The sequence below is a fragment of the Neptuniibacter pectenicola genome (genome assembly GCF_001597735.1).
In the GTDB taxonomy this organism is placed as follows: domain Bacteria; phylum Pseudomonadota; class Gammaproteobacteria; order Pseudomonadales; family Balneatricaceae; genus Neptuniibacter; species Neptuniibacter pectenicola.
On record NZ_LUTS01000098.1, the window covers coordinates 1 to 382 of the forward strand.

Genomic DNA, 382 nt, shown 5'->3' on the forward strand with positions numbered 1-382 from the left:
AGGCTTGTAGCTCAGCTGGTTAGAGCGCACCCCTGATAAGGGTGAGGTCGGTGGTTCAAGTCCACTCAGGCCTACCACTTTTACTGGCAAAATCTTAAGTAAGTGGTCAGTTAGAACTGAGAGTAAAGACGCTCAGCTGGTTAGAGCGCACCCCACTCTTTATAAAAGAAAGGGGGGTGAGGTCGGTGGTTCAAGTCCACTCAGGCCTACCAATTTTGTGTCACTTATCGTTAAGTTTATCGTCGTATAGCGAGCTATACGTCCTCAAAACTTGCCTCAATTGACTCAGGGTTATCGCTTTAGACATGGGGCTATAGCTCAGCTGGGAGAGCGCCTGCTTTGCACGCAGGAGGTCTGCGGTTCGATCCCGCATAGCTCCACC

General features: G+C 50.5%; 2 tRNA genes. Both read left to right on the forward strand.

The features are described 5' to 3' along the window. Positions 1–77, forward strand: a tRNA-Ile gene (locus A3773_RS17030). A gap of 230 nt (positions 78–307) precedes the next feature. Beyond that, positions 308–380 (forward strand) — tRNA-Ala (locus A3773_RS17040). Positions 381–382 lie beyond the last annotated feature (2 nt).